The sequence below is a fragment of the Shewanella algicola genome (assembly GCF_014648035.1).
GTDB lineage: Bacteria > Pseudomonadota > Gammaproteobacteria > Enterobacterales > Shewanellaceae > Shewanella > Shewanella algicola.
On the sequence record NZ_BMQI01000092.1, the window covers coordinates 1 to 6,682 of the forward strand.

Below are 6,682 nucleotides of genomic sequence, written 5' to 3' on the forward strand. Positions count from 1 at the left end.
CGGATATCGACAGCCTGTTACCCTGGAATTTCAAAAAGTAGGTGTAGTTGCCTAGACGCTTACGAAGTGCGTTTAGAGACTCTCACTTCAATATAGTGGACACTCCATGCCAACTAGCAAACTGTCATAATCAAGATAAGACTCAGATCAAGTGGGCCGTATGATGAGCGTAGCCCTGAAGGAGTTATGGTCATTACTGGTTGAATAGTGCCAATTGAGCTGTTTTGCTAACCGTTCTACCAACATCAATCCCAGACCAAAGCCGCTGGAGTTATGCAGGGACAAGGGATTAATAATATCGATTCGATTGCCAGTCTGAACAATAGAGATACCTTTAGCGCCATGCTCTAAACTATTGCGCACCAAGTTGTTCAAAACGATAGTCAGCGGCTCCTTGAGTACGAACAATTCAGTTTCATCGCACTTTAGATCGACCGGGACATCACTCCCTTGAGCGAACTTTTGATCATAGATGATACTCTCCAACAACTTTGCCAACTTCACATTACTGCTGTCCATAGGGCTACAGTCAGAACTCATTAACCAAAGTAGTGTCTCGGTAATCGATTGCATCTGAGTTGTTGCCTGACTGGCATGTAAGGTAGGGCCTGTGAGTTTCCCTTGTTGCAGGGTCAGAATATCGAATGAAGACTGACATATGGCGATAGGCGTTCTGAGCTCATGGCTTGCAAAGCGCAGGAAAGAGAGCTCCCGCTGTTGTGCCTCTTTGAGCTGTTTGATTGAACTATCCAAGGCATCGACTATCGACTGAAGTTCGGCATAGCATTGTTTAGGAAAACGCAATTGCTGCATATTTTGCCAATCATGCTGCTTTATCGCGCGGCTGATCTGATGAACCGGCGAAATCACGCGGCTCTGTAGATACCAGGCTAGAATAGCGTTTACGGTGAATGTCATGATAACTAGCAGGCAGATAGCAGCCATATTTTTCGGCGCAAATTCAAGATCGTGTGTTGCATTATAATGTAGCCAAACATAGCTCTCTTTACCGTTATCTCCCTGATGCAACATCAGGGCATCGATAAACTGCCCATCAGTATGCTGGTGTTTTACATTTTGTGGAGCATCAGGAGCAACGCCTCCATTAATCGCCTTAACCCTATTAGGTACCGACTCCCAACTGGGAAATACTGTGAGATTGTCTGTTTGAAATGTTTTATTTTTGGGAGTGGTATAGAGCTCAGCCGCTTGAGCAGCATTTCTCATGGTAATTTCATGCATGCTGAACATACCTGTACACATCATGCACAAGGGGATAAAACTATTGATGATTAAGGTTATCGCCAGAAAACATAAGCCATACACCTGATAAACACGTTTCAAACTGAGCTTAGGCTTCATCTGTGACTACCTTCAAACATAAACCTATTCCCCTAATCGTATGGATAAGTTTTTGCTCGAATGGCTTATCGACAATTTTCCGCAGCAGATGAATGTGGCTACGCAAGCTATCGCTATCTGGCAAACTATCGGGCCACAGCATCCGTTCGATCTCCTCCCGCTCGACAGTTTCAGGACTCCGACGGGCCAATAGAGTCAGGATCTGCCATCCAGTGCGAGATAGTAACAATACCTGTCCCTTTCTGTGCACATGATGTCTGGCAAAATCAAATTCAAGATCACCGATGGTAAGTCTTTTCGGTGACGGACGCCTCTGAGATACGACCCTAAGACGCGCAACTAACTCAGCCATGGCAAAAGGTTTAACCAGATAGTCATCGGCGCCAACCTCAAAACCTGACAACCTATCCTGTAGTGTGCTCCTCGCAGTAAGCATAATGATCGGTGAGATTATGCACTGATCCTTCCATTTTTTACATGCGGTAATACCATCGCCATCGGGCAAGTTCAGATCGAGAATTATCGCGTCGAAAGTTAGACCGAATATAAGCTGTTCAGCTTGAGAGAGTGTCTCGGCATAATCACACTCGATCTCATTGAGCTCCAAATAATGAATAATATTCTTGGCCAGCAGGCGATTATCTTCGACGAGGAGAACTAACATGCGCTATATGATTTCCAGTTGATGTGCTATATGAACTAAATTAGCCCTGTTACTGGCAGACAATTTATTTCTTATGGATTCAAGATGATATTCCACACCGCGAACAGTAATATGAAGCTCCTGTGAGATTTCATGATTATGGAGTCCCGTCGCTGCCATTTTCAGTGCCTTGATTGCCGTTTGGTTAAATAAGTTACATTGTCGAAAAGGGTTTATTTCATTATGAAAATGCTCAAATAGACTCATCTGAGCTTGTTTAAGTGTGGTCTCTAAACCAGTAAAATTTATTTCATCGTAGGTGTGTTTGGAAAGCAGGGTAAACCTACCAGCCCAGGCATCCGATGCAAAGTGTTTCAGCGGCCAACTCAGGACAGTGTTGACGCCATAACGATTAAAGAGTTTTTGAGCTTTATTCGGCTGGCCATTTTCGCACAGAATATAACAATAAGGAGATTCGAGTCGCAAGGCTTCACCAAAGTTAATGTCCGTAGGCGCGACGCGTGTCACGTATTGTTCATGTAGCTGCTGAACCTTTGGTGATGAAGCGAACACACCACCACGACCTCGAAGTATCCTTCGGGTCAACAAGCTCTTTCGGCTGTTCTGTAGATAGTCTTGATAGGCACTAATGGCGATTCCCTGGAACCAGAATCCTGCGAAGCCATGCTCGGCAAAAGTAGGCTTCATGCTATTGAGAATACTATCTGCCAGAAACCTGCTTTGAGCAGGTTCGCTTTCCAACAATAGTGTTATTTTTTCCATTTTACCACCATCTCATACTCAATCAAAACTATTCACGATGACTTTCAGTCCAAAGTTACCTGAAAACAGTGACGAAAACCAAGTTGACTCAATTTAGGATTACAATTTGCTAAACTTATGGCTGTAATCTTACTCAAATAGCGGTAACCGATACAGTTTAATAATGAGGATGTTTTAACTACACAACAAAAACAAAAAAATTAAATTTATGACTTCCTATTTTGACGTAATTTTGACGTGTCATACTTTATATTTATCAAATTGGATTAAATATCAGGGCAAGATCGTGAACACATTTCATTCAAGTACACAGGTTATTTGACTCGTTAATACTGTTGTGATCTTATACTCTTTTTTATAGATTATTACATGAGTCTTTCTGGCTTCGCCGAGCACTTTGTACTGGTCAAGCCAAACTGGACACTTTTAATTGAGAATTTTCAAACTCTACAGGTGACAGATCACCATTAGCAGAATGAAGTCGCTCCAAGTTGTAATATTTCATGTAAGCCGTCACATCTTGCTTCATAAACACCCTTGTTGGTTGAGCAACTTTAAAAATCCAATCGTGTTTCAAACTACCAAAGAAACGTTCAACGACGGCATTATCCCAACACGCACCCACATCCCCCATACTGGCTCGGATACCATAGTTCGATAGCAGCTTACTGAATTGCTTGCTGGTATACTGTGAGCCTCGGTCACTGTGAAATACCAGCCCTCTGTTCGGTTGGCGCAGGTTGTAGGCTTTCATCAATGCCTTAGATATCAAATCTGTAGTCATGCGTTTGTCTATGTGCCACCCAACGATCCGGCGTGAATATAAATCCATCACCACCGCCAAATACATCCAACCTTCACCTGTCTTTAAATAGGTCACGTCACCAGCCCAAACCTGATTAGCGGATACTGGGTTAAAGTTCATGTTTAACAGGTTCTCAGCCACAGCATCCGAGTGTTTGCGTTGCGTAGTCACCTTGTAAGCACGTCGCTGAGTAACTTTGAGTCGAAGGCGGTGCATAATTTTACGAACGAGATAGCGACCAACCTGGTAGCCTTCTTTGCGCAATTTCTTCACCATTTCACGATTCCCTAAGCTGCCTCGACTTTGCTTAAACAGCTGTCGAATAAGGCGATAAAGCTTCAATGTTTCAAGGCTTATCACGTTTGCTGGGCGTTTATGCCAATCGTAATAGCCTGACTTACTAACACTCATTACTCGGCATAACTGTGCGATAGGGAACAGGTTAGATTGCTGTTTGATGAAGCGAAATTTTACTTCATTTCTCTCGCAAAGAAGGCGCTTGCCTTTTTTAGTATTTCTTTCTCCATGCGTAATTCTTTGTTTTCTCTACGCAATCTTTTTAGTTCATCACGTTCAGACTCTTCTAAAGCGATACCTTGTTGTAGGGCTTGGTGTTTTTCCTTCCAGTTGTAAAGCAGACTAGTGCTAACCCCAAGAGACTTTGCTGCATCAGCAACGCTATAACCTTGTTCTAGCACCATCAAGACGGCTTCATCTTTAAATGCTTGCGGATAACTTTTATGTGATTTTTTTAGACTCATATCGACCTCTTAATTTATTGACCATACTGTCACAAAACTAAGTGTCCGATGGAATTAGACCAGAACACTTTAATCACATCGATGATCCACGCCAAACGAGTAAAATAACTCATCCTTTTTTTTTTAATATGCTATTTCTGACAGTTGCAGCTGTCATTGTAGTGGTCAAGTTAAATTAGCCACGATTTTAGAGTCATTCTAATATATATGTGGGAAGGCCTGAGACTTATAAACACTTTTTATTTACCATCAGCAGCTTAAACTGATATTGATAGAATTCATCATAATGATGTGTAATCTTATCGTTTCAGCTCAAAAAGTGCACTTTAATAGTTATTAAAGTGCAGATTTTGCGAGTTTTAGCGCTTAATCGACATGTTTTGCGTATTATCGTGACAAACTTGTCTCAAACTCAATTTATGCAGAAGAGTTTGCATAACTAGTCACAATTTATCAGTCTTAGACTTAGCGTTCGTAACGTCAATAAAGACATGCTGCTACAAGAGTACTCAGCTCTCAATCATCAAATCTTTCTGTTTAATAACTCTAAATGATCATTTGTTTCATTAGCATTAAGCTGTATACGCTCTTCTAGAAGCAGAGTGTTGTATTCCAGTAGTTTTTGAATGAACACATCAAAGAAACCTAGTGGTAAAACTAACGAGGTAACAACCGCGACTATCAGGATCTCTGCAAGCCAAGGACTTCCTAAAAGATATGCAATGGAAACGACTAAAGCCAGTAAGGTCTTAAACCATTTCACGTATGCGCATAACTTCATCGCAGAGGCTATATCTCCCGTCATCACTGAAGATTTAAAGTTATCCATATATTTCTTCACTCCTTACTATTAGCTACAAACGGCAAAGCCTCATTAACGATAATTAAAGTGCAGCTTTCGTACTTAATCGACGTATTTTGCGTATCACCGTGACAATAATGCCTTACTTTTAATTTATACCAAACCGACAGATAATATGACTCATTTCTGGACAAAAATGAGTTACTAATTGTGGGTGATACCAAACATTCAGGTAACTTTTTCTATGTTGAATACTGAAGTTACCTACAAAAGTCACACAACGCCATTATGAGTTAACACGAATCATGTACTATATTTTACTGCATTTTCCACGCTAGATATTAGGGTAAGATACTTTTTCATCATCTCCAAACCAGTACCCCCAAGTTCTTGTCTTTAGAAATCTCCCAGTATTTGGATCAAAAAAGAATTGCCCCATTCCCTCACAAGAATAAAACCCTTCAAAATTACATTTCATAGAGGACGATTTACTACCGTGAGAAAATAGGCCATGACTATAAGCCCCACCGTATATTTTATATTGCTCGTCATCCGCAGTAATTTGGCGAAGTACGAATTTATCTTCCAGAGGAAGACTATGAATCCCCCAATCGCCGTCAAAAGAAAGAAAACCTGTAGATTCCTCAGTCACACAAAAATAGCTATCAGCTTTTTCCGATGCAATAGCAAACGCTGATAAAAAGGAGATAAAGCCAACTACTACCAATTTAAGTAATTCCATGTGATTATCCTAATTTTGCTCATAGACGTAACCAACAACAGCAGACTTGTAGTTGTAATTCTGTGCAATAATTACGAAGCCATGCACACAAAGCGCGGCAGCCAGGTTCTCCAAGGCACAAAGAGGCTGATGTTACTAGACCTTGTAAACTTTATGCTTTGAGAACTGAAACTAGGCCGATTGTCGCGCCAATTAAACCTGTAATAATTGTAAACCAGAAAGCTACCACTTCTCTTCTAGCCTTACTTTCTTCTCTAAGCATTACACGTAACTTATGCATACCTTTAGTTGTTAAAATATTTAGATCACCTTGTTCATCATCAAAATTACATGACCTATACATTTCAGCGTCTTTGGCATCAGGCATTGGGACTAAAAGTTTATCAGCCTTAGACTTTAAGTAGGTTGTCTTATAATACTCTATCCAGCAATCCAGCTCATATTGTTCATGTCCTAAAAAAGACAGGTGACCATGATCATCTTCGCCTTTATAACTTTTCTCGAGTTCAGCAAATTTCTCAGAAAGCTTATGCCTTTCTTTGGAGAGCCTTTTTAACTCTTTCACATATATCAGATATTCGAACATTTCTTCCTCTGTAATTTAACGCCGCAATTTGCGGATTTTAAGAGTGGAAGCGAAGCCGGGGCTTTTAAAATTCCGAACCATTGCCTTGTTAGATTCATTTGGCATTAGATCCAGATGGTTTGTTCGTTGCTCTAGTGACGTGGTTTAATTGATACGACTAACCCAGTTAAGACATAATTGATTTAACTGGAGATTGAA

At 40.8% G+C, this 6,682-nt stretch carries 7 protein-coding genes; all 7 read right to left on the reverse strand.

Annotated features, from left to right (window positions below):
* Positions 1–147: 147 nt before the first annotated feature.
* The 7 genes from IEY42_RS21260 to IEY42_RS21290 all read right to left on the reverse strand — a co-directional run bounded on the left by IEY42_RS21260 (position 148) and on the right by IEY42_RS21290 (position 6,484).
* Positions 148–1,362, reverse strand: coding sequence for a sensor histidine kinase (locus IEY42_RS21260; protein WP_188927195.1), 1,215 nt, complete (start codon positions 1,360–1,362; stop codon positions 148–150).
* Positions 1,352–2,026 (reverse strand): response regulator transcription factor, encoded by a 675-nt coding sequence (locus tag IEY42_RS21265; protein WP_188927196.1) that lies wholly within the window; start codon positions 2,024–2,026, stop codon positions 1,352–1,354. The genes IEY42_RS21260 and IEY42_RS21265 overlap by 11 nt, the downstream gene beginning before the upstream one ends.
* Before the next feature lie 3 nt (positions 2,027–2,029).
* The gene (locus tag IEY42_RS21270; RefSeq protein WP_188927197.1) at positions 2,030–2,788 is read right to left on the reverse strand and encodes a response regulator transcription factor; all 759 of its coding nucleotides are present in this window, start codon (positions 2,786–2,788) and stop codon (positions 2,030–2,032) included.
* Between the two features lie 406 nt (positions 2,789–3,194).
* A protein-coding gene (locus IEY42_RS21275; protein WP_188927198.1) for an IS3 family transposase occupies positions 3,195–4,354 on the reverse strand; the annotation gives its coding sequence in 2 pieces (ribosomal slippage) (positions 3,195–4,105 and positions 4,105–4,354; 1,161 coding nt in all).
* 523 nt (positions 4,355–4,877) lie between these two features.
* Positions 4,878–5,183 (reverse strand): hypothetical protein, encoded by a 306-nt coding sequence (locus IEY42_RS21280; protein WP_188927199.1) that lies wholly within the window; start codon positions 5,181–5,183, stop codon positions 4,878–4,880.
* Positions 5,184–5,490: 307 nt separating this feature from the next.
* On the reverse strand, positions 5,491–5,898 hold the full coding sequence (locus IEY42_RS21285) for a hypothetical protein (RefSeq protein WP_188927200.1): 408 nt from the start codon (positions 5,896–5,898) through the stop codon (positions 5,491–5,493).
* 151 nt (positions 5,899–6,049) lie between these two features.
* Complete coding sequence (locus IEY42_RS21290; RefSeq protein ID WP_188927201.1) at positions 6,050–6,484, reverse strand: hypothetical protein; 435 nt, start codon at positions 6,482–6,484, stop codon at positions 6,050–6,052.
* Positions 6,485–6,682 lie beyond the last annotated feature (198 nt).

What these genes read in the sequence shown, in the direction of transcription:
- IEY42_RS21290 (WP_188927201.1), bottom strand. Translation starts at nt 6,484, where the DNA reads ATGTTCGAATATCTGATATATGTGAAAGAGTTAAAAAGGCTCTCCAAA.
- IEY42_RS21270 (WP_188927197.1), bottom strand. Translation starts at nt 2,788, where the DNA reads ATGGAAAAAATAACACTATTGTTGGAAAGCGAACCTGCTCAAAGCAGG.
- IEY42_RS21265 (WP_188927196.1), bottom strand. Translation starts at nt 2,026, where the DNA reads ATGTTAGTTCTCCTCGTCGAAGATAATCGCCTGCTGGCCAAGAATATT.
- IEY42_RS21280 (WP_188927199.1), bottom strand. Translation starts at nt 5,183, where the DNA reads ATGGATAACTTTAAATCTTCAGTGATGACGGGAGATATAGCCTCTGCG.
- IEY42_RS21285 (WP_188927200.1), bottom strand. Translation starts at nt 5,898, where the DNA reads ATGGAATTACTTAAATTGGTAGTAGTTGGCTTTATCTCCTTTTTATCA.
- IEY42_RS21260 (WP_188927195.1), bottom strand. Translation starts at nt 1,362, where the DNA reads ATGAAGCCTAAGCTCAGTTTGAAACGTGTTTATCAGGTGTATGGCTTA.